The following is a 26923-nucleotide window of genomic DNA, read 5'->3' on the forward strand; positions in this document are numbered from 1 at the left end:
AGCTTTTCTTTATAATCCTATATTAAAAGTTAAACACGAAGTCATCGTCAGCTAACTTTTCAACGTTCGTTGCTTTTACGTAACCATTTCCTTTTACAGAGAAGAAATCATGGTTTTTCGTATCTGTACGTAAACCATTTAAAACGATTGGGTTAATTTCTTCTTCTTCAAACTTCGGCTCAAGTCCTAAGTTCATAAGCCCTTTATTCGCATTGTAACGAACGAAACGATTTACATCTTCTACAAGACCGATAGAAGTGTAAATTTCTTCTGTATAGGCCATTTCAATTTCATATAGTTCCATTAATAACTCTTGTGTTTCTTTTTGCACTTCTTGTTGCTCTTCTGCAGAAAGTTCTGCGAAGATTTGTTGTGCTAAAATACCGACGAATACGCCGTGAATTGACTCATCCTTTACCTTCACATAAGTTCGCTACTCCTATGCCGTTTATACAGCTTACAGTTTCCTGTAAGAAGAGACTATATCATCTACCTTCTCAGGTAGCCCTCCATTTCGATTTAAGGGATTCTCACCCACCGCTTGGCCCTACTCCTCTTGCGGAATTTCACCGCCATTGGGATAGTCGTTGAACGTTCCTTTATCTACGTATCGCACCCACCACTGTTTATACAGTTTTCGATGTCTGATACGGCTTCCTGTGCCGCTCGATAACCCATGTTTTCTTTCAATGGATGCATTAGATTCACCGGCTTGTAGCATCTGAACGATATCCAAAAACATTTCAAGAGTAACACGTCCCCTTGTTTTCAGTTGGTGTTCAGATTTAACCGGCAAATAATTTTGTACTTTTCCCCAAAGATATTTATAACGTTTCTTATGTCGAATTAAAGATACATAATTAGGATGAAGATTATACATATCAGCAATTTCTGGATTTGTCTTTCCGCACTTTAGTAGTTCTACAATCTCAAAAAATTGTGCATCTGTAATTTTTGATTGTGGATTTTTTTCACCTATAACACGTTGCCTTTTCTTCTCTAATTGTTCTTCAGTGAATTTAATTCCACCCAATCCTTCTCCGCCTAATGTCAAGTTATAGCCATTATTATAAGAATCATACAGCCAAATATACTGTTGCTCAATCTCACTCAATTCTTCCAATGAACATTCTATTTCCTCTAGAATTCCATATTCTAAAGTGGATTCATATTTACAATATACTGCTTGTAAATACCTATTATAATGTGTACCACTCTTTAACATCCACATATGTTCCCTAATTCGTTTTAAATTTGAAACGTTCACATCTTTACCAATATAATACTTCCCATTGATTTTTAAATAGTAAATTCCGTACATGTTATCGCTAGATAAAGGCTTCGCTGCTGATTGCCCTATCAGCTATTCTCCTTTCCATCTATTGATAGTTAGAGAATAACCTGAATGCATATATTCATCAATAATAATACAGATAAATTTACAATAGGGGGTCCCAGCAATTAAAAGGGTTTTTCAATTGGTATCTCTACCAAAAGCCGCCATAAGTTAACGGATAATAAGGTTAATAATTTCACCACTTGCCGTCAGTTTACCTTGACCAGCTAAGTAAAGTGGATAGAAGAATCCACTATAGAATAAGTAACTTTCTAAGAACACACTTGCTACCATTGCCATGTATAACTCTTTTTTCGTTACTTCAGGCTTTAATAAACGACGATAGTAACTAGTAATAATACCAGCTTTTTTCTCAAGTAACGGATGATTGTCTACCCAGTCAAAAATATCATCAATTTCTTCTTCTGTAGCTAATGTTGTGAAAATGTGACTATAACTTTTCGCATGTACTTCTTCCATAGCTCCCATGAAAGCTAATACACTTTTCGCTTGTAAATTTTCAAGATGAACAAGTACAAGTGGCATTCCTTCGCCACCTTGTTTCGTATCTAAAAGTGTTAAACCACCTAATACACGCTTATAAGCAATTTGCTCTTCTTTCGATAATTGCACCCAAGTATTTTTGTCAGACGAAACCGCTATTTCTTCTTCTGTCCAAAACTGAGCGATGTTTTGCTTCCAAAACATTAAACTGAAATCATCTTCCTTTTTATTCCAGTTAACAGCGCGCATTGAATCACCCCTATATCTATTATTGTTCTACTGAACGGTTAAATTTCCATCTAACAATGAAAAGCTAACCGTTTAGTAGAACAAACCAAGTATGAGCAGGGTTCATAACCCTGCTCATACTATTGGGTTATTCATTTAGTATGGCAATATGCCATTAAACGGTACACGCCACACACTCTTCCACGCTTAATTTACGTGTTCTCGTATAATACAGACTCTTTAAGCCTTTTTTATGTGCATAGATGTAGTAACGTGCTAATTCACGTGTTGAAATATCACTATTAACGTAAAGAATTGTACTAATTCCTTGGTCAATATGTTCTTGAATTTCTGCGATTAAATCAATTAATTTAAACTGATTCATATCGTAAGAAGATTTATAGTACCAGAACGTATCTTTTGATAAATACGGCATTGGATAATATGTTGTCGCGTTCGCATATGTTCTTGATTCGATTTGACTTACGATCGGCATTACGCTTGAAGTTGCATTTTGAACGTAACTGATTGATTGTGTTGGAGCAATGGCAAGACGATATGAGTTGTATAAACCATTCTTTTGCACTTGCTCTTTTAAACTTTTCCAATCTTCTTTTGTTGGAATATGAATTCCTTCAAATAGTTGCTGAACTTTTTCAGTTACTGGGCTGTAATCTGTCGTTTCATACTTTTCAAAGTATGTGCCATTCGCATAATCAGATTTATCGAAGTCTTTAAATGTCTCGCCTTTTTCTGTAGCGATTTCCATACTTTTCTCAATAGAGTAGTAATTTAACATCATAAAGAATGTACGAGCAAACTCTTTCGCTTCTGCACTTTCATAAGCGATTTTATTTTTTGCTAAATACCCGTGTAAATTCATTGCTCCAAGTCCAACTGAATGAAGCTCGTCATTTGCTTTTTTCACGGTTGGTGCATTCGGAATGATCGTCATATCAGAAACAGCTGTTAAAGCTTCCATTCCTGCATGAACCGCTTCACGAATTTCTTTATTTTCCATTACGTTTACGATATTTAACGATCCTAAGTTACAGTTAATATCACGACGGATAATGTCATCTGTACCGTAATCATTTATTTCTGAAGTTTCTTGAAGCTGGAAGATTTCTGTACATAAGTTCGACATCTTCACAGTTCCAATATCCTTCAATGGATGTTGATTATTTGCATTTGATTTAAACATTAAGTATGGGTAACCAGACTCAAGCTGAATCATAGCGATTTTAATAAGCATATCACGTGCACTAATATCTAGTGGCTTCTTCTTCACTTTCGGATTGCTCATTAATTCATCGTACATTTCATCAATATCAATATCATCTAAATGCTTGCCATATTCTTTATAAACCGTATAAGGTGCGAAAACATGGAAAGGCTCATTTTTCTCAGCAAGCTCAAAGAACTTACTTGGAACGATAATTCCGATTGATAGAGACTGAATACGGCTCTTCTCATCGGCATTTATTTTTTTTGTATCAAGGAATTCAATAATATCCCAATGGAAAATGTTTAAATATACTGCACCGGCACCTTTTCGTTGGCCAAGTTGATTCGCATATGAAAACGAATCTTCAAGCAATTTCATAACAGGTACTACACCACTTGCAGCGTTGTCGATACCTTTAATTTGCTCACCACGTGCGCGTAGCTTAGATAAGTTTAAAGCTACTCCCCCGCCGATTTTCGATAATTGCATCGCAGTATTAATGTTAAAGCCGATCGAATTTAAGCTATCGTCCATCTCTAACAAGAAACAAGACACCATTTCTCCTCTTCTGCTTCTTCCCGCATTTAAAAAGGTTGGTGTCGCTGGTTGGTAGTTTTGTTTTACAATCATGCTTGCGAATTGTCTTGCCTTCGAAACATCACCGCGTCCTAAGTATAATGAAACAATTGCTACACGATCTTCATAGCTTTCTAAGTATTGTTTTTGATCATTCGTTTTTAACGCATAATCTTTGTAGAACTTAGATGCTGCCATATAAGATTGGAACTCGAAGTTTTCACCATAAGCGATGTTATATACTTCCTCTACTTCCTCCAAGCTATACTCGTCCAGAACGTTGTAATAGTAATCATGTTCTTTCATATACTCCATTCGCTCTGCCACGCTATTAAAAGGAACGGTATTCTCTCTAGCTTCTTCCATAAAGACTTCTAATGCCTCTTTATCTTTATGAAGCTGATAAAAACCGTCCTGCATTTGCGTGATTTCATTATTCAGTTCAATGTGTCGCAATCTCCCGCACCCTTTCCTTAAAATATTCTACATCGTTATTTGTTCCAGATAACTCAAATTTTGATACAATAGGCACTTCATATTTAGTAGAAATCTTGTCAGCACTTGCACCGAACATGTCTCCCCAGTTACGATTGCCGCTTGCAGATACGCCTTTTAATTTTTCATTATTGCGCTCTAAAAAGTCTAAAACACGTTCTGGTACATTGCCAAAACCTGTTGTATACGTAATAAGAATAAAGTCTTCATCTATTACTAGATCTTCATCAATTTGAACGGCCGGCATATTTAATTTGTGAATGAAACGCTTCACGTTTCCTGTCATAGAATCATATGCAACTAACATTTCCGACCCTCCCTCTCAAATCTATATTCTCTATATGTTGTTCTTGATTTCTCTATATATTGTATTACGTTTCAAAATAAGACACAAGATATATGTATAAATTCTTTCTTTTTTTAACTTTTACTTTTCGACATGATAGCCGTTTTTTTTCAATACAATGACTATGAAACAACATTCTAAAACTCATGTCAATAAAGTGCTTTTCAAAAAAGTTGTCAACGAATTTAACCTTATTTTTAAAAAAGTTAACAATATATTTTGTCATAAAACGGTAGATGCTGAAGAAATATATTTCTCCAGCATCACGCAAAAAAGAACAGATATAAAACGATAATCTGCTCTAAAAAACGATTACATTTATCAAATTTACCTTATTAAATATATTATACATATACTTTCGTCTCTCGTTACATACTAAAAGATAACTATTATAGAAAAAGATTATTATTATGGAACTTCAATTTATTTATGAAAAGTTTATTCAGAGTGCTCAATACGCAAAATATCTTTTACAAATATGTGATGTGGATTTTCATCTTTATCAAGCATTGTACATACAGGAGCCTCTTCATCAAAGTATACAATCATTCCTTCTACATACTGATATGTATGTTGAACTTGTACAGTTACTTTAATTTCTATCGCTTCTTCATATGCTCTTTTTATTTTCTGAAGCATTTTTGCTGAACATTTTCGTTTCTCTGGATACATAACCATTCCCATAAATCTATTGCCGGCTCTATCTTTCCACATATAATCCCAATGTGGTAAAATGCCTTGTTTAAAATCGCCCATAATTCCCCTCTCCTTTATCTTTTATTTATTCCGCATTAAACGTCCAGTTGGTGAAGGTTACTAATCAGTGAGGGATGCCCTGCTGATCAAAATTCCCCTTTATGAACGTGGCGTTTCTGAATATGTATAAATCACTTGCCCGCCTCGCTGTGCGTTACCAATGAAATGCTTAAAGTCTTCTCTATTTACAACAACTTCTCTGAACGTATAAAATACATCTTTCGTAACAACATACTCCGTTATTTCACCATTTTTCAGCTGATCTAAAATTGTATTTGCTAATTCTTTATCCATGTATTTCACCTCTCTGCAATATTTTATTCTATCGTATATTCTATAGGTCAACAACTGTAAAATTATCCCGCTATTTGCGGGTAGTCCGATTGGTGTTGACTACTAATCAGTCGTGGAATGAACAAAAAATCTTACTGATTAACATTTCACTTTATCTTGTTGTTATGCCATGATTTTATTTTCGTTATTTCGCAAACAATATCGTTTTACTATATGTCCACTAAATATCATATACTAACATAGCTACTTCTCTATATCAAACATTTCGGCATTCAATTATGCAAAGTTCCATACCACTATGCTACAATATACAAATAGAACTAGGAGGGATACTATGATTCGGAAAGCAAAAAAGACAGATGCAATGGCAATAGCTCCTTTATTGTATAATGCTCTGCATGAAATTGCTGAAAAAATCACAGGTAGCACAGTTGAAGCAGAAGTATTACTAGGACTTGAGACATGGTTCTCAAAAGAAAATAACCGTCTGAGCTACGAAAACTGTTTTATTTATGAACAAGACGAAAGTGCAGTTGGAATTATTGTCGCTTATCACGGTAGTGAAGCAACACAGCTTGACGCACCAATTGTACATCACTTAAGAGAATTACATAAAGATGAATCGATTACGTTAGAAAAAGAAGCTGAGCTTGATGAGTATTACATTGATACATTATCAGTTTCAAGTGCACACGGTGGAAAAGGTATTGGTTCTAAATTAATTGAAGCTGCCGAAATCTATGCAACTGAAAAAGGGCATGAAAAAATCGCTTTACTTGTTAATTTAGAAAACAAACGCGCCTATTCACTATACGAAAAGTTAGGTTATAAAAAAGATGAAATTGTTATGCTAGTAGGCGAACCTTATGCTCATCTCGTAAAACCATTAAACGTCAAAATTTCTATATCTTAAAAAGAAAGCACACGATTTATATAAATCGTGTGCTTTTATGTTAAATTCGTATTTAATATATTTCCATCCATCGCCTCGTGAAACGTATATGTTGTACATCCCCATGGCTTTCTATGCAAAATAGGAGAACCAGACCATCCCATTGCCCTCAGCTCCGTTCCAATCATCGAATTAAAATAATTATGACCTACAAGAGCAATACTTCCATGTACGAGAGCATAACGATGTAACAGGTAAGCCGCTTGCCTTGCCCTCTCTCTTACTTCCTTATAAGACTCAACATCTTTATGGTAGCCAAGTATCCATAATGTGCGCCCAATGAACATCCATACCTTAATTGTGCATTTCAACCACTTCGGAGCAAAAAAGTATGAAGGAACTTCAGCTTCTCTAAAAAGAGAGTTTTGCATAAAAGATAAAGAATCCGTTAATTCAGCTGCTGATTGTACAGCACGCCTTTGATCACTTGTTAAGACAAATTTCGCTGCTTCAATTGCCTCTATTGTTTCTATCGGCATTTTAGCTTTTTGTATCATTGACTCGGAATCATACTGTTTCATCCATTCGTGAAATGAATTAATTGTCATCGGTTCTCTTATACGACCTAAACAACCATGACGAATAAAAGAAATCTTCATTCTTTTCACTCTCCATTCATCACTTACGAACTCTATTATGCACTAGTTCTAAACATCATACCACGCAAGAAAAGAAAGTCATATACCTTTACATCTCCCCACCACTATCATGCGTTATCGAAGCATGGATACCATCCATCCCATCAAAATATGTACTCGTATCATATTGACGAATCTTTTTTAAATGCATATAAGAAAATAAAAATAAAATTAAAGCTATAACACTCCCCACAAATTCAAACATCATTTTACCGCCTCTAATTTCTCCCACTTCAGCAGGTTATTCTACTTTTTCATTATACCTCGATATAAAGATTCCCGCATTTTTGCTATTTTTTTCAAATAACATGGATTTTCTACATATTTTCTTACAAAAAGTGAATATTTTTCGAATTTTTACTTTGGAAACATTTACAAAGTAGGAAATATGGTTCAAAATAGGAGGAAATAAAAAAACCCAAATTTATTCTTTTTTTGGGAAAACTGTAACAAGGAGAGTTGCTTATGCAGATCGCAGAAACTGGAGATATCATCGAATTTAAAGGTGGAATGCAAGGCCGTGTTCAAAAAGTAAATCAAAACTCTGTTATTGTTGATATAACAATTATGAAGAATTTTAGAGAACTAGATATGGAACCTCTTACAGTTGTAAGTCATAAAAACTATACTGTCATTAATCAAAATGCATAATATAATAGAAAGAAAGAGCCTGTATACTATACAGGCTCTTTCTTTCTATTAACGATTATCAATTGTTTCCGGATATAGATCGTGGTTCATCATGCGGTAGTCAGCCATTTGTTCATACTTCGTCCCTGGGCGACCGTAGTTGCAGTATGGATCAATTGAAATGCCACCACGTGGTGTGAATTTCCCCCATACCTCAATGTAACGTGGATCCATTAATTTAATTAAATCGTTCATAATAACGTTCATGCAATCTTCGTGGAAATCACCATGATTGCGGAAACTAAATAAATACAACTTTAAAGATTTACTCTCTACCATTTTTTGCTCTGGAATATAGCTAATATAAATTGTTGCAAAATCTGGTTGTCCTGTTTTCGGACATAAACTTGTAAATTCAGGACAATTGAATTTTACAAAATAATCACGGTTTGGATGATTATTATCAAATACCTCTAATATTTCTGGGCTATATTCAAATAAATATTTTGTATTTTGATTTCCTAATAATGTTACATCTTTTAAATCTTCATCTAATCTTCCAGTCATTTTAAACATCCCTTCTCGTTATACGCCGCGTTTATTTCCCCATACTAACGCATGAAGCTGAGGCAATACTTTTGCATCATTCATCTCTTTACAATTTACAGCTTTATCAATCAGCCACTCATACTTATCTAATAATTTTTTAATAAGCATCGCATCATCCACTGTTTTTGTATCATCGTTTCCTACTTGCAGGAAAAATGGTACACCTGGATAACGTTCGTGCATCTTAACTGCATATTCAAAATCATGATCATCGAATACTACTACTTTTAAACTAATATCTTTTCCTGCTAGTTTCTGAATAATAGCATCTAACTTCTGAAAATCTGTTTTCATCGTCGAACTTGGTGGTTTTGGAGAAATTGTTACCTCATCAATTTGAAGTAACCAATCTTGCCATTTACTCCCTTGCGTTTCAATTGCCGTTCGCATTCCATTTTCTTTTAATATTGAAAGAAGAAACTCAATATTTTTCAGTAATGCCGGATTTCCGCCTGAAATCGTAACATGAGAAAATTTTTCTCCTCCAATTGCAACAAGCTCATCCCAAATATCTTCTGGTGTCATCTGTCTAATTTGATCTTTAGCTGATCCATCCCACGTAAAAGCAGAATCACACCAAGCACAGCTATAATCACAACCAGCTGTACGGATAAACATTGTCTTTTGCCCTACAACCATTCCTTCACCTTGAATAGTCGGACCGAATATTTCTAAGACAGGGATTTTACTCATCGAGCATCCACTCCCGTCTTACTTCCGCATAACTAGTCGGCGTCTCAAATAGACGAACAAATTCAACGCGAGCTCCTTTATATTCGTTCACTCGATTCTCTTTTGTTAGTGCTTCTGCCATCTTTTCATAAATCCAAACGACCATATTTTCAGCAGTCGTATTCATTGCAGGTAACGTTTCGTTTAAATAACGATGATCTAAATAAATTTCGATTTCATTCTTCCAAATTTCTTTTATATCTCCAAAGTCAATTGCAAGACCTATTTCATTTACATATCCACTAATTCCAAATACAACTTTATATGTGTGACCATGTAAGTTTTTACATTTCCCTTCATAACAGTGTAAATGGTGTGCTGCATCAAATGTAAATTCCTTGCTGACCATTACTCTTTTATTATGGTATTTGAGTTGTTTACGCTGAATATCCTTGTCCATTTTTTGCAAATTCTCTACGATGCGAAATCCAAAAAAGTTATCCATTAGTTGTTCGCTCCTTCGCGTTCCTGTAGGTACGTATCTAATCCTGCTTTACGAAGTTGACATGCTGGACATTCACCGCAACCATCACCAATGATTCCGTTATAACATGTTAATGTTTTTTCCCGAACAAACTCAAATGCTCCAAGTTCATCTGATAATTTCCATGTTTCAGCTTTATCAATCCACATAAGTGGCGTGTGAATGACAAACGGGTAATCCATAGATAAATTTAAAGTAACGTTTAACGATTTCACAAACACGTCACGGCAGTCTGGATAACCACTGAAATCAGTTTCACATACACCTGTTACAATATGACGTGCTCCAACTTGTTTTGCTAATACAGCAGCAAATGATAGGAAGAGTAAATTTCGTCCATCTACAAATGTCGATGGCAATTCACCTTCTTCATGTGTAATCTCCATATCCGTTCTCGTTAACGCATTTGGAGCAAGTTGATTTAATAGACTCATATCTAGTACCGTATGCTTTATTCCTAGCTCTTTTGCAATTTCCGCTGCACAATCAATTTCTAGCTTATGACGTTGATTGTAATTAAATGTTACAGCTTCTACCTCTGCAAACTGCTCTATTGCCCAAAATAAACATGTCGTACTATCTTGTCCTCCACTAAAAACAACAACTGCTTTTTCTTTTTTCATTTCACTCATTCTCCTTCTCTACTATAAATAAGAAGAAAGAACGTTCTTGAACTGTCACAATAAAAAAACAAAACAATACCTAAAGATATTGTTGTTTCCATAGTTTTTTATAGAGGGAGTTCGCGAACCTCTCCCGCGCGGTGCACGGAATTTCTTCTTTCATTGACACAGCCTTATTGTAACATATTGTATACTAGCGTAAAAATTTCTGATTTTTCCGCTATTTATCATTTCATTTCTTTCATTTTATAGTATGATTAATTTAATATAAGAAGAGAGGAGGCATCCCACTGAAATCCTTTATTATTTATCTCTTTTTAAATATATTATTCATCCTGATTACAATGCTCGTATATCATTTATTTTGGAATCAAAAAGGGAAACGCTCTCCTAAATTAAATTCAGCTATATTCATTGTACTCTGTTGCCTCGCTACCGTACTCTGTATTACATTTGCAGCAAAAACAAATAATGGTTTTCAATTTGATATGCGCCATATTGTATTAATTGTCGGTACATTAACGGGAGGGCCTATTGCTGGTGGTTCTATCTTAGTTGTATTAAACATATATCGCTTATTATTAGGTGGGATCGGTGTTTTCCCGTCTCTTATCGGTTCTGTTCTTCTATTTATTGTTCTACTATTAACATATAAATTTTTCAATCGAACTTCTAATCGTATAAAAATAACACTTGCTATTATCTACAGTCTCACATACGGATTTAGTTGGATACCCTTCTTCCTTTCAAAGGTTACAAATAAGACTGATTATATACCGCATATTATTGTGTATGAGTTATGTTCAATGCTTGGTACGATTCTAATTTTATATTTACTACACATATTACAAACTCAAGTTCGTCTCCAAAACGAACTTATAAATGCTGAAAAATTTCATTTAATTGGTGAAATGGCAGCGTCTATCTCTCATGAAATTCGCAATCCATTAACTTCAACAAAAGGGTTTTTACAACTGTTACAATCAGATACATGCACTGAGCAGGAACGAAAATTATATATCGACATTGCCATTAACGGCATTGAACAAGCAAATCATGTTCTTACAGATTATTTAACCTTTGCTAAACCAAGCATTGAAAAAGAACAAACATTACAGTTAGAAGAAGAATTACTACATGCATTGTCGTTAATTACACCGCTTGCTAATTTAACAAATGTACGTACTCATTATATAAAGCAAAGCACTTCTTTTTTTATCGCTGGAGAAAAGCAAAAACTAAATCAATGTTTATTAAATATTTTTAAAAATTGCATTGAGGCTATGCCAAAAGGCGGTGATCTTTATTTCACATTAGTTCCTGATCATAAGCATATTCAGTTATACATAAAAGATACAGGAGTCGGTATGGATTCAGAACAAGTAAAACGTCTTGGCTCGCCTTTCTATTCAACGAAAGAAAAAGGCACTGGACTTGGAATGATGGTCGTATTCAGTGTTGTTCAAGCTATGAATGGAAAAATTGATATTATAAGTGAAAAAGGAATCGGTACAACCTTTTTATTAACTTTTCCACTCATACAAAAAACGTGATGAAATAATCATCACGTTTTTTCTGTTCCTTCAACTAATTCAGCAAAAGCTTTCACTTTTCCGTGCGGTTGTTGATTTTCTTTACGCGCTTTCCAGGCGCGCTCTTCTTCTCGCTTCTTCTTAGACATATTTTTTCAACTCCTTCTTTTCTTTCTCCATGTAGTATTCCAAAATAAGAAAGAAAACTATGCACGTATCAAAAAAAGAAGTGGTTTCCCACTTCTTCCACTTTAGCGCTGCAAAATTGCATGTTTCGCCTCTTTTAATTGCGTAAGATGTCTTTGTTCATGCAAATCAAGAAATTGAACCCATTGATACAAATTCAGATCATTAAAAACAGGATGCTTTAATCCATTTTCAAATAGATCTTTTTCATCTATAACACTATGAAGCGCATGTAATAGTTCTTGTCGTGAATGTTCTAGTAATTGAATTCCTTGCTGTTTTTTCATTAAAGTTTCTGTTGGTTGCATTTGCTGAGGAGCTTCTCGTTTATGTGTGCGATCAAGCGTAAGTTGGAGGTCTTTAAATGGAGTCATGTTTCTTTCATTTTTTTGTAAAGCATATACAAGGGCAGACGTGACAGATTGTTCAACTAAATGCAAGTGGTGTAAAATTTGAATAATACTCCATTTATCACGGCGTGGCTTTACATTCACTTCTGTATCATTTAACATTTCAATTTCTGATAATAGCGTGCTTCGAGTAGACTGTAATGAGCTTACTAAACTTTCTAAACTCACATCCATATTAGATTGAAGCATACTTCTTTCCCCCCTTTTTGTTGGTGAAAAGAGGTGCTCCTTATTAGAAACACCTCTTTAGTATTCTGAATTTTCTTTTATTATCTCATCATTTTCCCATTATGTCGATGTTAAACATGTGAAAAAAAGCGCATGTTTTTTACAATTTTGTGTCGTCAATCGCATGTAACCATGCTTCAATTTCTGTAATAACACTTTTCACACAGCCTTCAGCAAATGGTGATGTTAAATTTGCAACTTCTACTAATTCTAAGAACGATTTACTTCCACCTTGTTGGCACAGATTCACATAATCTTCCCATGCCTCTTGTCTATTATCTCTTGCACGTTTCCAAAATTGTAGCGCACAAATTTGAGCAAGCGTGTAATCAATATAATAGAAAGGTGAGCTATAAATATGCCCTTGACGTTGCCAAAAACCACCGCGCTCTAAATAATCATTATCCTCATAATCACGATGCGGTAAATATTTCTTCTCTATGTTACGCCATGCTGTCTTACGCTCTTCAGGTGATGCTTCAGGATTTTCATATACATAATGTTGATATTCATCAACAGATACACCATAAGGTAAAAACAGAAGTGCTGAACTTAAGTGAGAGAAGTAATATTTATCTGCATCTTCTTCAAAGAATAGCTTCATCCATGGCCATGTAAAGAATTCCATACTCATAGAGTGGATTTCACATGCCTCATATGTTGGCCAATTATATTCTGGAATTTCAAATTTACGACTTTCATATACTTGGAAAGCATGACCTGCTTCATGTGTTAATACATCAATGTCACCAGATGTTCCATTGAAGTTTGAGAAAATAAACGGCGCTTTATAATTCTCAATATATGTACAATATCCGCCACCAGCTTTTCCTTTTTTCGCAACTAAATCTAATAAATCGTTATCTAGCATGAAATTGAAAAATTCATCTGTTTCAGCCGATAACTCTTTATACATCGTCTTTCCATGATCAACAATCCAATCCGCATCTCCTTTTGGAGTTGGGTTACCTGTAGCAAACTCAAAGTTTTCGTCGTAATAAGCTAACTTCTCTACACCGATACGTGCTTGTTGTCGCTTTCTTAATTCCGTTGTAACGGGAACGATATAATCCAGCACTTGCTGACGGTAATTAGCCACCATCTCCGCATTATAATCTGTACGGTACATTCTTGCATATCCAAGTTCAACAAAGGTTTTGAAACCTAAAGATTTTGCGATTTTCGTTCTCACTTTAACAAGCTCATCATAAATACGATCTAGTTCTTCCTCATTTCCAGCTAAAAATCCGTAGTATGCTTCACTTGCTGCTTTACGTTCGCTTCTTTCTTTTCCTTGCATAAACGGAATCAATTGCGATAACGTTCTTTCTTCTCCAGCAAAGTCAATTTTTGCGGATGCTAATAACTGTGTATATTGCGACGATAATTTATTTTCTAATTGTAAATCTTTCACGACTTCATCTGAATATGTTTTTAAATCACATTCTGCTAGAGCAAATAATTGTTTTCCATAATACGCCTCTAATTCTTCACGAAATGGAGAATTAATAAGTGCCTTATAATATTTTGTACCATATCCTTGTACAACTGGAGAGTATTCATCAAAGAAATCCTGCTCCTCCTTATAAAAAGTATCCGTCGTATCAACAGAATGGCGAATGTAACAAAGGTTTCCCATTGTCCCAAAATCGTTGCGAATTTCATTAATTGAATGAATGACTTGTTTTTGTTCTTCTACAGTTTTTGCGTTATCAAACTTCTCTAAAGCAACAGTAAATTTCTCTTTTAACTCTTCAATATTTGGGCGTTTATATTCATAGTCTTTAAATGACATGAACGAGCCTCCTCTCCATTACATACCTTTATTATAATTCAATACGTATTCTCGAATTCCCTCTTAATTTTCAACAAAATTCGGCAGTGACTACTCTGAGTTCATTGCAAATAAAAAAGCCCTGGATTTATTTATCCAAAGCTCCTTTGGAACATATTATTATTTTTCATACTTCCCAATTTTTTTTAATAGATCAAGTAATTCATCTTTTTCATCTTTCGTTAACATTTCAAAAGACTGATGTATAACTTTCTCATGCCCCGGAAAAATAGAAGCAATAAAGTTCTCGCCAGACTCAGTTAATTGCGCGTAAATAACACGTCTGTCATTCGGACATGGGATTCTCTTTACTAATCCCTTTTTCTCCAGCTTATCTACAACATATGTAATGCTGCCACTGGCTATTAAAATGCGCTCACCAATTTGCTGGAGTGGTTGACCGCCTTTATGATATAGCAGTTCTAATACAGCAAATTCAGTTGGATTTAACCCGTTACTTTGTATAGATTTATTTGTAGTATCCATAACAGAACGATGTACACGAGATAATGCAATAAATACTTTTAAAGATTGAGAAATATCTTCTCGTTCATTATTTGATGTCATACAACTTTCAACCCTTCACTTAAATTCTCACCAATAAAAAGAAAATGCCACTTCATACTTCATGTGAATTCCGAATGAGCATTCACTCATCCATTTCCTCTCCCCTAATATATTAAGAATCATTCTTGAATAAAAACATGACAATTTTAACATAGTTTATATATAATGATAATAAAAAAAGAAGGAGTACCACATTTGAAAGTCAAATTCCAAAGCATAATTATATATATATTGCTTGTTATCCTACCGACAATAGGGATTGGTGCTACATTTTATTCGTATCATACATATAAAATGAAACAGGAAAACAAATTATCCGCTCATACAGTTCTCTTTTTATATAGAGATTATTTAGATCATCATCTTGGTGAAGCAATTTCTGCTTTAGACATGCTTGCAAAAGTTGTAGGCACCGAGACTGGTAATATAAACGGCATTAAACAAATTGTACATGATACAGATGGGAACGATGCACGCTTTTCTGGTTTATATTACGCTACACCAGAAGGGGTCATTACAATCGCATCTGAAGATGAATCAAAGCCTATAGATGTTTCAGACCGTAAATATATTCAAGACGTGCTACAAACTAAAAAAACCACTGTATCATCAGTCATTACTGATCGCGTTCTTGGACATAAAGCTATTATGATTGCTACCCCCATATTCAATAAACAGAAAGAGCTCTCAGGATTATTATTAGCTAGTTTACGCTTTGATTACATTTCATCTTCTTTAAATGCCATTAAACCACAATACCATTTTGAGGTAACTGATAAACATGATGTAGTGTTTCTAACCGATGATAATAACGACACAAGTGATACGCATTCTAATATGCTTACTACCCCACTCCAAAGATTAAATTGGAAGGTCTCTGTTTCTCCATTACCTATTCATCAGAAAACCTTATACCAGTGGGTTGCAATAGAGTGTATCGCTACTTTATTTTTAATGTCTATTTTATTTTTACTTGCTCAATATATGTTGTTAAAACGTCAAACAAAACTTGAAAGACAACAAAACGAACTACAGAAAATTGAATTAGTTGGAACTTTTGCAGCAAGTACAGCACACGAAATCCGTAATCCTCTTACTGGAATTAAAGGACTCGTCGCTCTATTAAAAGAGAAATATAAAGATGAACAAGATCAGTTCTACTTTTCCGTAATTGAACAAGAAATAGAGCGAATCAATGAAATTGTAAGTGAATTTCTTATTCTCGGAAAGCCAACCGCCATCATCGAACAAACATATGATGTAAGAACAATTCTAAATGAGGTAGCATTAATTATTCAATCTGAGGCGAATTTACATAACATTGTATTCCATTTACATTTGCCAGACCATCCTGTTCATATCCGTTGTTCGAAAGACCATATGAAACAAGTGGTTTTAAACATTACAAAAAATGCAATTGAGGCTATGACTTCTAATGATACACTAACCATTGTAGTAAAAAACAATGAAACACATGCACAATTGCAGATTATAGATACTGGGAAAGGGATTCCACAACATATTCAAAAACACCTCTTTCATCCGTTCTTTACTAATAAAGATACTGGAACAGGTCTTGGACTTGTCATATGTAAACGAATTGTAGAGATGTATAATGGGCATATTTTTATTGACAGTACAGAAAACGAAGGAACGACAGTTCATATCGAAATTCCGTTACACATAGTATAATTATCCTTATCCTATAAGGGTAATTATACTTATTTCATAAAACCAGCGACAAGCATTCGCCAAAAATTATTTGATTTTCCTTCATACCCGATTTGGAAAATAGGTATTTTTATAATTGAAAACCATTTCGGTGTTTGTTTTTCTTTATAACACTGATATTGTAAAATAAGCTTGTCCAATTCTTGACTAACTTGAATTGTCTCCTTACTATTTAGCCCACTTGTTAATCCTAGTTGAATCATTTCTTCACGTTTCATATGAATATCACGTGAAAGCTTTTCTAATGTGTACTTCCTTTTTACAGTAAACATCCATATCCCCCTTATTATACTTCCATGCTCTCAAGTTCACTTCTCCATTGACTTTTTTAACTACTTAATCATATGCAAATTTGAAGAATCAGAAAATTTAACATTTTCTCCCTGTAATTTACAAATCTTTACCCTCACTTTGAGAATTATTACAAATTATTCTATCTTTGTAAATACATTCGCAATAATAGACATTTTTTTTATCTTCTTTTTTTACAAATTCTACGTAAACCGGGGATTCTTAATTTTCCACCTACTTTTCTTCGACATTTTTTGTTTAATTTATATAAAAAAGCAAAACATAATGATGATTGATAAAGTGAAACTTTCATCAGTGTTTTTTGTTCAGCCCCACTGATTATTAGCATTCACCAATCGAGCGTTTATTGACAGTGAATCTCCCACCTATCCAGCCCAATGTTGAGGTGGGAGTCTTACTACCCACAAATAGCGGGATAACAAGAGAAAGGAAATATTTATATGCGAAAATATACGATTGCATTATTCATCATTGTTTTGTTTTTACCGTCCTTCTTATTTCCTATTCAAGCAACTGCTCATACGAATAAAGTTGCTATTGTCATTGATGATTTCGGCAATAATATGAAGGGGACTAATCAAATGTTGTCACTTCCAATTCCACTAACTGTTGCTGTTATGCCTTTTCTTCCTTCCACAAAAGAAGATGCAATAGCTGCCCATAAAAAAGGTCATGAAGTTATTATACATATGCCAATGGAACCTATTAAAGGTAAAAAAGAATGGCTTGGACCAAAAGCCATTACAACCGATTTAAGCGATGAAGAAATAAACAACCGACTTGAACAAGCAATTCAAGAAGTTCCGCATGCAATTGGAATGAACAATCATATGGGGTCAAAAGTAACAGCAGATGAAAGAATTGTTCGCCTTATACTTGCTGCTTGTAAAAAACACGGTTTATTTTACTTAGATAGTAAAACGAATCCTAATAGTGTCGTCCCAAAAATCGGAAAAGAATTAGGAGTTCCTATTATTGAAAACCAACTATTTTTTGATGATGTGTATACAGCAGGACATATTTCAAAACAAGCCCAATTACTCATCAAAAAAATTCAAGAAAAGCCTATTATGGTAGCTATCGGGCATGTGGGCCCCCCAGGTGAAATTACATCACGCGTTATTGAAACTTCTATCCCTAAAATTCGTGAGCATGCAGACTTTATTTTTTTATCTGATCTAGCATTATCCCCGCCTCCTGTTTCAAAATAAAGTTCATTACTCACATATAACCAGCCCTCACCAATCGGGCTTTTACGGGAAGCCCCCCATTGCTTTCACTGAATTTTGAGGTGGGGATCTTACCGCCCACAAATAACGGGACAAAAAAGTACCTATCTGTATATAACAGATAGGTACTTTTCTTTTTAACTTAAATATAATCTACATGACTCACTCTGAATCCTTTTTTCTCTATTTTTCCGATTAATTGCTTTAATCTTGTTTCATCTAACTCATCTGATATATTTACAATAACCCGACGGATATATTGATCACCGTTATCGAGTGTAAACAAACCACCGATATTATATGCTTTTAACAATGTCCCAAGCTCTTTAATCGTCCCCTTACAATCTTGTGTTGCAATTGTTAATATATAACCACCTGTTCGCATACCAAATGAATCTTCAATAACATCAAATATATTCGAATGCGTTAACATACCGACAAATTCATTATAATCATTTAGCACGGCTAAAAACGGAAGCCGACGAATTACATAAAAGGCTCTGAAGAAGGAATCCTTTTCAAAAATAAATGCATCGGAATTGTCAAGCATATCTCCTGCACTTACATGATCTAATCCGCTATTGCATTTTTTTTCTAATAAATCTACTTTATAAATAATCCCCGTGAATTTCTTCTCATCTTCTGCTAATACCGGGATGGCTCGAAATCCCGTTTCGTTCATCATTTGCAGTGCCTCTTCACCAGAATCATTTATTTTGCAAAATGTTACTTGCTGCTTTGGCAGAAAATGATATTTAACTCGCAAAATATGTTCCTCCTTACATGTCAACATGTAATCTATATATAATAAGGAGACCTATATTTTATGAGTGAAATTATTTTTAAAACGCTTTCATTTATTTATTAACTTGTATCCATATCACATACATTTTTATATAACAGAGCTCCTTGCGCCCTTAATCATTAATAACTTTACATGATAGTTCATTAAATATTCTATACCCTCTAGCCATTTTTTCGATTCTTCTGGCGTTTTCCCCCACACAATCATGCCATAATTATGAACAAGAACTACTCCTCCACCTTCAATGAAATTCGGAACATTACTTTCTAATAAATCAGCGAATTTTTTTTCATCTTCTACAATTGGAATTGTCATTTCTGTTATACCTTCTTTTCCGAAAACACGCTCCACACTGCGTTTATCGAACGTTACTTCTCCTTCTTCTCCATATAACTCTGATATTAAATGACTATCTACAGTCTGCACTTGTAAAATACATCCTGCACTACTTTTTTTATAAATATCTGCATGCATAAATGACTCTGCAGCTGGTTTTTCTTCATTTTCAAATACTGACTCGCACATGCAATTTACGACAATAAAATCTTCTTCCGAAAATAGCCCTTTATCTCTTCCCTCAATATTTACTAAGAATGTTAACGGCTCTTTTGACGTACATAGCGATAAACTAATTTTGGTACCATAAAACCAATCACGAAGTGCCAATTCAGATTTCACATCTTTTAATTCATTCCATTTCTTCAGAAAAAATAACATTTCGTCACCCCCGGCATAATATTCATATAAGGTTCGAATCCTTTCTATGTAAAAGGAATATTTTTTGATTATTCTAAAAATTTAATTGAATTATCACATGAGAACGCTTTTTTGTCAATATAGTTTCGTGGTTCTTCTTTAAAATAGGCTATTCATATGTCTATACTTCTATCTATTGCCCATTTCATTTTGCACATAAAAAAATAAGCTATTCTTTAATTAAAGAATAGCTTATTTTCCTCATTTTTTATCCCGCTATTTGCCGGACAGTAAGACCCCCACTGATTAAAGTTTCACCTTATTTCTTTATTGCATTATATAAAAACTGTGCGTATTGTTCACGTGTTACGAAATTATCTCCTAAAAAGTTTCCTTCCCCGTCACCTTTTGATATTTTATTATCTACTAAAGCTTTCACATATCCTTTCGCCCAATGGCCATTTGGTATATCTTTAAAGTTCTCTGCACTATTTTCATTTTCTTTTAACTGAAATACTCTTTGTAGTACTACTGACATTTCATATCGAGTTAATACTCCATCTGGACGGAATGTATCATTTCCATACCCTGTCATAATACCAGCTTGAACTACTGCATCAATAGCCGTTTCATACATATTTCCTTTCGTATCTGTAAATGTCGTTTTGGGTTTTAGATTATTTTCTAATTTTAAGTACCTTTGTATTAGAAGTGCTACTTGTCCACGAGTAATGTTATCCCCAAATCCAAATTCACCATTTCCATAGCCTATAAATAACTTTTCTTTCGCTAAGTAATTAATTGCTTCTTCTGACCAATGTCCTTTTGGTACATCTTTAAATTCTACCACTTCTGTTTTCTCATCTTCTTTAGATGTATTACCGTCTTTACTTTCTACTACATTTTGAATAACAGATCCTGTAAAGAAGATTCCTGTATCCGCGAATGGATCTTTCACACCAAATTCATATACTTTCTCACCTGGTGTACTCCATTTCACTACACCATTACTATATGTACCGTTATCGCTCTTCAGACGGATTTTCGTAGAAACCTCACCATCTTTTTCATATATAGGTACTTTTACTTCTTTATTTACTTCTGTTTCCTCTAAAAATACTTTTTGATTTTGGACATTAATATAAGCCGTCTTACTTAGTTCTATAACTGGTCGGACATCACGGATTTCATTTGCAACAAAACTTAGAAATACTAATTTTTTCAAATTGCTCACTGGTGATAAGTCTGAAATATAATTCGCTTCTAAATCAAGCTTTTGTAAGTTTACTAGACTTGATAATGGCGTAATATCCTTTAACTCATTGTTAGGTAAGTGTAATTGTTTTAACTGTGTCATCTTACTTAGAGGAGTAACATCTTTTATTTCATTTTTCCCGATCCACAATTCTTCTAATTGCTTCATTTGCTCAATGCCGGATAAATCTTTAACTTTATTACGTGTTAATACTAAGTCTGTTAAAGGTAATGAATATAACGCTTTAATATCTTCAATTTGATTACCTGCTAAAGTTAAGTATGTTACATTTTTCAAAGCGCTTAATGGAGCAACGTTCGTAATTTTATTATTTGCTAAATTCAAGTAATCTAGTTGTTCCATTTTCGCTAATGCTGTTACATCTTCTATTTGGTTGCCTGATAGATATAAACTTTTTACATTTTTCATTTCAGTTAGTGGTGCAACGTTTGTAATTTTATTATTACTTAAATCAAGAGATTCTAAATTATCCATCTTAACAAGTGGCGTTACATCTGCAAATTCATTACCACGCAAAGCTAAATGATTTAATTGCTTTAAGTTCGCAAAGAACGACGGGTCTTTTATCTTCGCATTCGCAACTGTTAAAGATTTTAAATTTGGCATATATTTTAATGCACTATAATCAAGTATCTCATTTGTATTTAAAAATAAATCCTTTACTTGTAATAACTCTTCTTTCGTAATTGGTGTATTTAAATCTTTTCTATTAAATACTTTTTTATTCACAAGTTCTCTTAATTTGTTATCTGTTATCATATTTTGATTATCAACTGGATTATCCGTTTCCGTATTGCCTGAATTAGAGTTATCATCTGGTTTCTCTGTTTCTTTGTTACCTACAGTTGGATCTTTAATTTCAAATTGAACTTGATATTTGTGATCATATCCAATAGCTGGAATAAGTATATGCATTTGCATATTGTGCTTCTTCTCAAACTCGCCAATTTCAAATTGGACTACTTTCGTTCCGTTCTTCCTCTTATCTTCTGACAAAACCTTCACATCATGAAATACACCAGGCTGGTTTCTATCTTCTATTCTAAGATATTGAAAATAATCGCTATCTTGCATTGTTACAGTGACAATTTTTTTACCAGCTGCAATCGTTACTTTAGGATCTTTTATATATTGAGAAACCATAGATGGCTCGTCTTTTTGGTCCTTATATATTTTAATTTCAGTATCATACGTGCGATCACTCGCTGCTGCTACCGATTGATTTGCTTCAACTTTTAATGCCGCTAATGCTGGAGTAGAATACGTAGCAAATGGAATTGCTAATGTTGTCGCTACTACTAGCGCCTTCATATAATTTTTTTTCAAAATAATATCCCCTATCATATACAATTTTTATAATTGATAACCCTTATCAATTACCTACAAATAAATGATAATGAATATCATTATCATTGTCAATGAGAATATTACATTAAATTTATATTTTTAAAGATAAAAAATATAAAGCCCTTTATTCAAAGGGCTTTTTTACCTATCGTATGAAGAATTTCACTTTTTTCCTTCTCATTGATGACACCAATTTTTTGCAAAATATTCGCGTACAATACAAGTTTATTATATATTCGTTCTGACATGTTCTCCCTTCTTTCCTTCGACCAACTTTTTTTGTATTGGTAAATTATATGAAAGAGATGAGAAAATGTGTCCACTTTTTGCATAAATGCAAATCTTTTATTTTACGATTTGCAGACAATAAAACTCCCTCCTAAAAATTAGGCGGGAGTTTAGGTACTTTCACTTTATTTAACAAACTGTCCACTGAATATTATGCTTCATAAGTTCTTCTTCAAAACTATATGGCATTTTTTTATCACAAATTACATGTTGAATACGTGAAAATGCTGCTATACGATAATTCCCTTTCACGCCTACCTTCGTATGATCACATAAAATATATGTTTTCTCAGCTAATTTCATCATCGCCTCTGACAATTTCGCTTTCTCTAATTCAAAGCTGGAAACTCCAAAGCTAGGTAATAACCCATCAATCGAAACGAACGCTTTATGAAAATGGAATTGCTGTATTACTTGCTGAGAAATAGACCCTGATACACGCGAATGCTTTGGAGATACTTTTCCACCTATAAATAAAACTTCACCGTGAAACATCTTTTTATTAATAGAAGAAATTAATTGTGTTGCGACTGGAAATGAACTTGTTACAATCGTTAAGTTTTTACGATGAACAAGGTATGGAACCATTTGAAGCGGTGTACTTCCATCATCAATTGCAATGACATCACCATCTTCTACAAATGTCGCTGCTTTATAACCAATTCTTTTCTTCTCTTCTATATGTAGCATTTCTCTTTCTAACATTGGCGCCTCTACCCCAGCGCCTGGAAGTTGAACAGCTCCACCATACACTTTTTTCAGCTTCTTTTCACGATCTAATTCTTCTAAATATCGACGAATCGTTTCTGTTGATACAGCAAATTCTCTCGCTAATTCTGAAACCTTTACTTTTCCTTTAAATTCTACCTTTTCAAGAATGGTTCGCTTTCTTTCTTCTCCTACTACAGACATAGATTCACCTCATTTATATCTCCCTCATAAGCTTCCTTGCTTATACAAAGTTATAATTTTCTTTGTAAGTAGAAACTTCTTCATGAATATGAATACCGCGCTTTGCTAGTTCATCAAAAATTAATTGTGGATTTTCAAAAGCTTCTTCAGGCGTAACAACACCCACCCTATTTACATTTCCAGTTGCAATTAACTCTGCAGCAATCCCAAATGGAATACCGACGTTTCTCGTATACGCCCTTAATTTTTCCCATCCTACAACAGAACCATCAGATAACGGATGTGTATGATATAACACATGTCTTTGCTTCTCATTATTTTTCATACCTATTACTTCTACATGAAGTGCATAACCATAAAGCTCTGTTTCTTGTCCTTCTTTCGATTGCAATAAATACTGCGAAATACAATCCATAATGCCTATTTCTTTCCCGTTTATTTCAATCTGATCATTACGCAATATGCCGTAATCATATAAAGCACGTACAAGTTGCATATTTTGCTTCGGCCAAGTCCCTCTCGTCTCTATCAGTTTGACACCTTTATTTTCTAGTGCCTTTGCTAACGTAATCGTTTCAGAATGCGGAATGATATACTGCGTTTCCTTACCATAAGGCGCTGGCAATTCTATTTCTCTCGGACGCGCAAACGGAAGTACTTGTTTAAATTCACCATCTTCATACACTGTACGCGATGGTAAATGTGGATCATATTCATATGTCGTTGTCTCTGTAATTGAAGCAGAAAAAGCAATCGGACGATACGAACCGTGACTTACGCGGACAGACTCTACAGTATCCAGTTGATTTGCTGCATGCATTGCCATCATTTGCGTTACACCTGGCGTCATGCCAAACCCAGGCAAACATGTTTTTTCATTTTGAACAAATATAGCACGCGATTCATTTTCTTCACCAAATCCATTTAGGTTCACACCGTGGCAGCCTGCTTCTGCAATACAGCGAGTCGACAATCCGTTTAGCTTTATCGTCGTACCGTCCATTACAATGTCGTAACCTTTCATTTTTGCAACCGTATCCTCGTGATTCGTTACATCTACTTTTACAAAATCAACACGAGGATCGTTGAGCCATTCTACTACTTTACAGCCCTCTTCCTCGTTAAAATCGGCTACAGTAATCGTCTCAAAAGATGAAAATTGAACTAAATCCAAAATAGCTTCACGACAAATTTTACCTGCTCCACCTAAACAAAATACTTTCACCCAATAACAGCTCCTTTAGCAATACTATCAACTAAGCGATTAATATCTTCTTCATGTACATCACCTATATTTCCAATCCGGAACGTATCTACTTTCGAAATTTTCCCAGGGTAAATAACAAATCCATAGCATTTTAATTCGTTATATAACTGTTGAAACTCGAACTCCCCTTTTGGATAAATGAAAGATGTAATAATAGGAGATTGATATTTCTCATCTACTAGTGGCTTAAATCCGATTTCTCCCATTCTATTCACTAGTAGTTTTTGATTGTTGTAATATCGATTGTAACGCGCTCTTACTCCACCCTCTTTTTCTAGTTCAAGTAGTGCTTGATAAAAAGCATGTACAACATGTGTAGGTGAAGTAAAACGCCATTTCCCATTTTGTTTTTCCATCGTTTCCCATTGATCATATAAATCAAGAGATAAAGAGCGTCCTTGCCCTTTACACTTCAATAATTCATCACGTTTTGCGATTACAAATCCGAATCCAGGAACCCCTTGAATACACTTATTCGCACTACTAATTAAAAAATCAATTTGTAAATCAGCAATGTCTATTTCAATCCCGCCGAAACTACTCATCGCATCAACAATTGTAACCTTTCCATACTGCTTTCCTAATTTACATACATCTACAATTGGATTTATAATGCCTGTCGTTGTTTCACAATGAACAACTGCAATATGCGTAATATCTTTATCTTCTTCCAATAACTTTTCTACTTCTACAATATTAGTAGGTTCCCACTCTTCTGTTTGGCTGACCACTACATCAATCTGTAACATCTCTGCCATTTGTACAATGCGCTTACCGTACGCACCATTTGTACAAACGAGAAGCTTCCCATTTCCCGGAATAACAGAACCAATTACTGCTTCAACTGAAAACGTACCGCTTCCTTGCATTAACACTGTTGTATATTTCTCTTCTTCCTTCGTCGCTAACGATACAAGTTTAGCTCTTACTTCTTGCACCATCGTATTATATTCAACATCCCACGTACACCAATCGTATAGCATAACTTCTTTTACTGATTTTGTTGTCGTTAATGGTCCTGGTGTTAATAATAAGTAGTGATTTTCATTCATGATCCCGTACCCCTTTTATGAAATAATAAGTTCTTGTTTCTCGATATGTTCCATTACGTTTTCGAGCTCCTGCATCGTTTCAATCGTAAAATGAGCCCCATTTTCAACAAACCGATTACGAACTATTTCTATTTTTTCACGAAGCTCTACCGAATCCATACTCTCCACTTCCTCTTCCGTTAAACCGAGCTCACTACTTCCAAGAATTACACCAACTGTCCACATTCCAGCATTTCTACCTTCTTTCATATCTGATACTGTGTCCCCTACTTTTATCATATGGTTCATCGGATACACACCAAGTTCCATTGCATTTTTATAGCACATCCATGGGTATGGGCGGCCTGCTGGAACATCATCTGGCGTAACAAGAAAATCAGGTTTATATCCTTGTAACGCTGCTTCCTTTGCTACAATATCCATCATTTCTCTCGTATAACCAGTTGTTGAACCGATTTTAATGCCTCTCTCACGTAAAGAAGCGATTACTTCTTTTACCCCATCAATCGGCTTAGCATAATTTAGCAAAATAGAAAAGAGAATTTCTTCAAACTCTTCATACATCTCATGAATGTCTGCTTCTGTTGGTAAGTGACCAAAGACACGCTTCCACTCATCCGCAATACGAGGCATTTCTGTTAGTGCCCTTACATGATCTATTTTTAATAATCCCATTGGCTTACGTGCTTCTTCTGCTGTAATTTCAACGCCGCGTTTATGAAAAATCTTCATGAATACTTCTAGTGGTGCAAAGCATCCGTAATCAACCGTCGTACCTGCCCAATCAAAAATAACTGCTTCAATTTTCATTCTGTCCATC

At 34.4% G+C, this 26923-nt stretch carries 28 protein-coding genes, 2 pseudogenes and 1 riboswitch; of the genes and pseudogenes, 5 read left to right on the forward strand and 25 right to left on the reverse strand.

The genetic code is table 11. The features are described from left to right. Window positions 1–22 precede the first annotated feature (22 nt). From DN400_RS16035 to DN400_RS16070, 7 genes and pseudogenes are all read right to left on the reverse strand, one after another. Window positions 23–418: pseudogene (locus DN400_RS16035) on the reverse strand (ribonucleotide-diphosphate reductase subunit beta); the annotation flags it as partial. A gap of 129 nt (window positions 419–547) precedes the next feature. Further along, on the reverse strand, window positions 548–1321 hold the full coding sequence (locus DN400_RS16040) for a GIY-YIG nuclease family protein (protein WP_065228499.1): 774 nt from the start codon (window positions 1319–1321) through the stop codon (window positions 548–550). Between the two features lie 189 nt (window positions 1322–1510). Continuing rightward, window positions 1511–2089 (reverse strand): annotated as a pseudogene (locus tag DN400_RS16045) (ribonucleotide-diphosphate reductase subunit beta); the annotation flags it as partial. A gap of 154 nt (window positions 2090–2243) precedes the next feature. Further along, the gene (gene nrdE, locus DN400_RS16050; protein WP_065228498.1) at window positions 2244–4328 is read right to left on the reverse strand and encodes a class 1b ribonucleoside-diphosphate reductase subunit alpha; all 2085 of its coding nucleotides are present in this window, start codon (window positions 4326–4328) and stop codon (window positions 2244–2246) included. Further along, window positions 4315–4674, reverse strand: a complete 360-nt coding sequence (gene nrdI / locus DN400_RS16055; protein ID WP_000959447.1) for a class Ib ribonucleoside-diphosphate reductase assembly flavoprotein NrdI — start codon at window positions 4672–4674, stop codon at window positions 4315–4317. The genes nrdE and nrdI overlap by 14 nt, the downstream gene beginning before the upstream one ends. 477 nt (window positions 4675–5151) lie before the next feature. Beyond that, window positions 5152–5469 (reverse strand): hypothetical protein, encoded by a 318-nt coding sequence (locus tag DN400_RS16065; RefSeq protein WP_000502199.1) that lies wholly within the window; start codon window positions 5467–5469, stop codon window positions 5152–5154. 99 nt (window positions 5470–5568) lie between these two features. Then, window positions 5569–5763 (reverse strand): hypothetical protein, encoded by a 195-nt coding sequence (locus DN400_RS16070; protein WP_000356686.1) that lies wholly within the window; start codon window positions 5761–5763, stop codon window positions 5569–5571. A 334-nt stretch (window positions 5764–6097) separates the two neighbouring features. Between DN400_RS16070 and DN400_RS16075 the strand changes: the two genes are divergently transcribed. Then, the gene (locus DN400_RS16075) at window positions 6098–6676 is read left to right on the forward strand and encodes a GNAT family N-acetyltransferase (RefSeq protein ID WP_000619546.1); all 579 of its coding nucleotides are present in this window, start codon (window positions 6098–6100) and stop codon (window positions 6674–6676) included. Between the two features lie 35 nt (window positions 6677–6711). Here DN400_RS16075 and DN400_RS16080 read toward each other — a convergent pair whose 3' ends face one another. Beyond that, window positions 6712–7314: a hypothetical protein gene (locus DN400_RS16080; protein WP_000703093.1), complete on the reverse strand. Its 603-nt coding sequence runs from the start codon at window positions 7312–7314 to the stop codon at window positions 6712–6714. 88 nt (window positions 7315–7402) lie between these two features. Further along, the gene (locus DN400_RS29510; RefSeq protein WP_000461432.1) at window positions 7403–7558 is read right to left on the reverse strand and encodes a hypothetical protein; all 156 of its coding nucleotides are present in this window, start codon (window positions 7556–7558) and stop codon (window positions 7403–7405) included. A gap of 260 nt (window positions 7559–7818) precedes the next feature. Here DN400_RS29510 and DN400_RS16085 point away from each other — a divergent pair, with 260 nt between their 5' ends. After that, window positions 7819–8004, forward strand: coding sequence for a YkvS family protein (locus DN400_RS16085; protein WP_001165082.1), 186 nt, complete (start codon window positions 7819–7821; stop codon window positions 8002–8004). Window positions 8005–8052: 48 nt separating this feature from the next. On the opposite strand, the gene queF is transcribed toward DN400_RS16085, so the two are convergent. The 4 genes from queF to queC are packed head-to-tail and all read right to left on the reverse strand — an operon-like array spanning window position 8053 to window position 10431. Beyond that, complete coding sequence (queF, locus tag DN400_RS16090; RefSeq protein WP_001986050.1) at window positions 8053–8550, reverse strand: preQ(1) synthase; 498 nt, start codon at window positions 8548–8550, stop codon at window positions 8053–8055. A gap of 18 nt (window positions 8551–8568) precedes the next feature. Beyond that, the gene (gene queE, locus DN400_RS16095; protein WP_000036292.1) at window positions 8569–9285 is read right to left on the reverse strand and encodes a 7-carboxy-7-deazaguanine synthase QueE; all 717 of its coding nucleotides are present in this window, start codon (window positions 9283–9285) and stop codon (window positions 8569–8571) included. After that, complete coding sequence (gene queD, locus DN400_RS16100) at window positions 9278–9769, reverse strand: 6-carboxytetrahydropterin synthase QueD (protein WP_000368414.1); 492 nt, start codon at window positions 9767–9769, stop codon at window positions 9278–9280. Before queD ends, queE begins: the two co-directional genes overlap by 8 nt. Beyond that, window positions 9769–10431: a 7-cyano-7-deazaguanine synthase QueC gene (gene queC / locus DN400_RS16105; protein ID WP_000711595.1), complete on the reverse strand. Its 663-nt coding sequence runs from the start codon at window positions 10429–10431 to the stop codon at window positions 9769–9771. Before queC ends, queD begins: the two co-directional genes overlap by 1 nt. 93 nt (window positions 10432–10524) lie before the next feature. After that, a riboswitch (PreQ1 riboswitch) is annotated at window positions 10525–10568 on the reverse strand. Between the two features lie 207 nt (window positions 10569–10775). Here queC and kinB point away from each other — a divergent pair. Then, entirely contained in the window at window positions 10776–11984 is a 1209-nt protein-coding gene (gene kinB, locus DN400_RS16110) for a sporulation sensor histidine kinase KinB (protein WP_071714546.1), read from the forward strand. Between the two features lie 11 nt (window positions 11985–11995). On the opposite strand, the gene DN400_RS29890 is transcribed toward kinB, so the two are convergent. From DN400_RS29890 to DN400_RS16125, 4 genes are all read right to left on the reverse strand, one after another. Continuing rightward, on the reverse strand, window positions 11996–12112 hold the full coding sequence (locus DN400_RS29890; protein WP_000038355.1) for a DUF6254 family protein: 117 nt from the start codon (window positions 12110–12112) through the stop codon (window positions 11996–11998). Between the two features lie 102 nt (window positions 12113–12214). Next, complete coding sequence (locus tag DN400_RS16115) at window positions 12215–12748, reverse strand: DinB family protein (protein WP_000941977.1); 534 nt, start codon at window positions 12746–12748, stop codon at window positions 12215–12217. A 139-nt stretch (window positions 12749–12887) separates the two neighbouring features. Beyond that, the gene (locus DN400_RS16120; protein WP_000008582.1) at window positions 12888–14582 is read right to left on the reverse strand and encodes a M3 family oligoendopeptidase; all 1695 of its coding nucleotides are present in this window, start codon (window positions 14580–14582) and stop codon (window positions 12888–12890) included. Between the two features lie 159 nt (window positions 14583–14741). Continuing rightward, a complete protein-coding gene (locus tag DN400_RS16125) occupies window positions 14742–15188 on the reverse strand; it encodes a MarR family winged helix-turn-helix transcriptional regulator (protein ID WP_000203336.1) in 447 nt (148 codons plus the stop codon). A gap of 195 nt (window positions 15189–15383) precedes the next feature. On the opposite strand from DN400_RS16125, the gene DN400_RS16130 reads away from it, so the two are divergent. Continuing rightward, window positions 15384–16880 (forward strand): DUF3149 domain-containing protein, encoded by a 1497-nt coding sequence (locus tag DN400_RS16130; protein ID WP_025118332.1) that lies wholly within the window; start codon window positions 15384–15386, stop codon window positions 16878–16880. A gap of 29 nt (window positions 16881–16909) precedes the next feature. Here the strand turns inward: DN400_RS16130 and DN400_RS16135 are convergent, their stop codons facing one another. Beyond that, window positions 16910–17191, reverse strand: a complete 282-nt coding sequence (locus DN400_RS16135) for an aspartyl-phosphate phosphatase Spo0E family protein (protein WP_000495527.1) — start codon at window positions 17189–17191, stop codon at window positions 16910–16912. Between the two features lie 480 nt (window positions 17192–17671). Between DN400_RS16135 and DN400_RS16140 the strand changes: the two genes are divergently transcribed. Continuing rightward, window positions 17672–18442: a divergent polysaccharide deacetylase family protein gene (locus DN400_RS16140; RefSeq protein WP_001234112.1), complete on the forward strand. Its 771-nt coding sequence runs from the start codon at window positions 17672–17674 to the stop codon at window positions 18440–18442. A 160-nt stretch (window positions 18443–18602) separates the two neighbouring features. Here the strand turns inward: DN400_RS16140 and cbpA are convergent, their stop codons facing one another. The 7 genes from cbpA to phnX all read right to left on the reverse strand — a co-directional run bounded on the left by cbpA (window position 18603) and on the right by phnX (window position 26913). After that, a complete protein-coding gene (gene cbpA / locus DN400_RS16145; protein ID WP_001264204.1) occupies window positions 18603–19226 on the reverse strand; it encodes a cyclic di-AMP binding protein CbpA in 624 nt (207 codons plus the stop codon). A 126-nt stretch (window positions 19227–19352) separates the two neighbouring features. Continuing rightward, complete coding sequence (locus tag DN400_RS16150; RefSeq protein WP_000895987.1) at window positions 19353–19982, reverse strand: class II aldolase/adducin family protein; 630 nt, start codon at window positions 19980–19982, stop codon at window positions 19353–19355. Between the two features lie 298 nt (window positions 19983–20280). Continuing rightward, complete coding sequence (locus DN400_RS16155; RefSeq protein ID WP_097997110.1) at window positions 20281–22581, reverse strand: NEAT domain-containing leucine-rich repeat protein; 2301 nt, start codon at window positions 22579–22581, stop codon at window positions 20281–20283. Window positions 22582–23001: 420 nt separating this feature from the next. After that, on the reverse strand, window positions 23002–23784 hold the full coding sequence (locus DN400_RS16160; RefSeq protein ID WP_000117666.1) for a DeoR/GlpR family DNA-binding transcription regulator: 783 nt from the start codon (window positions 23782–23784) through the stop codon (window positions 23002–23004). 40 nt (window positions 23785–23824) lie between these two features. After that, complete coding sequence (locus tag DN400_RS16165) at window positions 23825–25009, reverse strand: saccharopine dehydrogenase family protein (protein WP_098014720.1); 1185 nt, start codon at window positions 25007–25009, stop codon at window positions 23825–23827. Further along, entirely contained in the window at window positions 25006–26103 is a 1098-nt protein-coding gene (gene phnW, locus DN400_RS16170) for a 2-aminoethylphosphonate--pyruvate transaminase (RefSeq protein WP_001004781.1), read from the reverse strand. The genes DN400_RS16165 and phnW overlap by 4 nt, the downstream gene beginning before the upstream one ends. Window positions 26104–26118: 15 nt before the next feature. Further along, a complete protein-coding gene (phnX, locus tag DN400_RS16175) occupies window positions 26119–26913 on the reverse strand; it encodes a phosphonoacetaldehyde hydrolase (protein WP_147801746.1) in 795 nt (264 codons plus the stop codon). Between the last annotated feature and the right edge of the window lie 10 nt (window positions 26914–26923).

It is taken from the genome of Bacillus sp. AR8-1, assembly GCF_008042345.1.
Classification (GTDB): domain Bacteria; phylum Bacillota; class Bacilli; order Bacillales; family Bacillaceae_G; genus Bacillus_A; species Bacillus_A cereus.

Excerpts from the sequence above, each read along its gene's own strand:
- phnW (WP_001004781.1), bottom strand. The coding sequence starts at position 26,103 with ATGAATGAAAATCACTACTTATTATTAACACCAGGACCATTAACGACA.
- DN400_RS16150 (WP_000895987.1), bottom strand. The coding sequence starts at position 19,982 with ATGTTATTTTTTCTGAAGAAATGGAATGAATTAAAAGATGTGAAATCT.
- queE (WP_000036292.1), bottom strand. The coding sequence starts at position 9,285 with ATGAGTAAAATCCCTGTCTTAGAAATATTCGGTCCGACTATTCAAGGT.
- DN400_RS16085 (WP_001165082.1), top strand. The coding sequence starts at position 7,819 with ATGCAGATCGCAGAAACTGGAGATATCATCGAATTTAAAGGTGGAATG.
- DN400_RS16040 (WP_065228499.1), bottom strand. The coding sequence starts at position 1,321 with ATGTACGGAATTTACTATTTAAAAATCAATGGGAAGTATTATATTGGT.
- phnX (WP_147801746.1), bottom strand. The coding sequence starts at position 26,913 with ATGAAAATTGAAGCAGTTATTTTTGATTGGGCAGGTACGACGGTTGAT.
- DN400_RS29890 (WP_000038355.1), bottom strand. The coding sequence starts at position 12,112 with ATGTCTAAGAAGAAGCGAGAAGAAGAGCGCGCCTGGAAAGCGCGTAAA.
- DN400_RS16160 (WP_000117666.1), bottom strand. The coding sequence starts at position 23,784 with ATGTCTGTAGTAGGAGAAGAAAGAAAGCGAACCATTCTTGAAAAGGTA.
- kinB (WP_071714546.1), top strand. The coding sequence starts at position 10,776 with ATGCTCGTATATCATTTATTTTGGAATCAAAAAGGGAAACGCTCTCCT.
- DN400_RS16155 (WP_097997110.1), bottom strand. The coding sequence starts at position 22,581 with ATGATAGGGGATATTATTTTGAAAAAAAATTATATGAAGGCGCTAGTA.
- DN400_RS16135 (WP_000495527.1), bottom strand. The coding sequence starts at position 17,191 with ATGTTTACTGTAAAAAGGAAGTACACATTAGAAAAGCTTTCACGTGAT.
- DN400_RS16120 (WP_000008582.1), bottom strand. The coding sequence starts at position 14,582 with ATGTCATTTAAAGACTATGAATATAAACGCCCAAATATTGAAGAGTTA.
- queF (WP_001986050.1), bottom strand. The coding sequence starts at position 8,550 with ATGACTGGAAGATTAGATGAAGATTTAAAAGATGTAACATTATTAGGA.
- DN400_RS29510 (WP_000461432.1), bottom strand. The coding sequence starts at position 7,558 with ATGTTTGAATTTGTGGGGAGTGTTATAGCTTTAATTTTATTTTTATTT.
- DN400_RS16070 (WP_000356686.1), bottom strand. The coding sequence starts at position 5,763 with ATGGATAAAGAATTAGCAAATACAATTTTAGATCAGCTGAAAAATGGT.
- DN400_RS16140 (WP_001234112.1), top strand. The coding sequence starts at position 17,672 with ATGCGAAAATATACGATTGCATTATTCATCATTGTTTTGTTTTTACCG.
- DN400_RS16075 (WP_000619546.1), top strand. The coding sequence starts at position 6,098 with ATGATTCGGAAAGCAAAAAAGACAGATGCAATGGCAATAGCTCCTTTA.
- nrdI (WP_000959447.1), bottom strand. The coding sequence starts at position 4,674 with ATGTTAGTTGCATATGATTCTATGACAGGAAACGTGAAGCGTTTCATT.
- DN400_RS16125 (WP_000203336.1), bottom strand. The coding sequence starts at position 15,188 with ATGACATCAAATAATGAACGAGAAGATATTTCTCAATCTTTAAAAGTA.
- DN400_RS16080 (WP_000703093.1), bottom strand. The coding sequence starts at position 7,314 with ATGAAGATTTCTTTTATTCGTCATGGTTGTTTAGGTCGTATAAGAGAA.
- queD (WP_000368414.1), bottom strand. The coding sequence starts at position 9,769 with ATGGATAACTTTTTTGGATTTCGCATCGTAGAGAATTTGCAAAAAATG.
- DN400_RS16115 (WP_000941977.1), bottom strand. The coding sequence starts at position 12,748 with ATGCTTCAATCTAATATGGATGTGAGTTTAGAAAGTTTAGTAAGCTCA.
- DN400_RS16065 (WP_000502199.1), bottom strand. The coding sequence starts at position 5,469 with ATGGGCGATTTTAAACAAGGCATTTTACCACATTGGGATTATATGTGG.
- queC (WP_000711595.1), bottom strand. The coding sequence starts at position 10,431 with ATGAAAAAAGAAAAAGCAGTTGTTGTTTTTAGTGGAGGACAAGATAGT.